Source organism: Halorubrum sp. SP9 (genome assembly GCF_005435015.1).
Lineage (GTDB): Archaea > Halobacteriota > Halobacteria > Halobacteriales > Haloferacaceae > Halorubrum > Halorubrum sodomense.
On record NZ_SGXU01000810.1, the window covers coordinates 1 to 212 of the forward strand.

Annotated in this window: 1 pseudogene; it reads right to left on the minus strand. The window is 69.8% G+C overall.

The features are described from left to right. Positions 1-212: pseudogene (locus EXE45_RS19390) on the minus strand (hypothetical protein); the annotation flags it as partial.

Below are 212 nucleotides of genomic sequence, written 5' to 3' on the forward strand. Positions count from 1 at the left end.
CCGAACGCCCTCGATCCGCTGGCTGATGGCGCCGTCGACCGACGCCACGTCGTCGAACGCCGTCTCCGTGCGCCGCTCTCCGGTGACGTTCAGCTTGTCCTCCTGCCCGGGCGGGATGTTGTAGGACTCGGCGATCAGGTCCCCGCGGATCGTGATCGACTGGGTGTTACCGCCCCCGCCCGCGGTGAGCCGGAACTGGTCGCGCGTCTGGA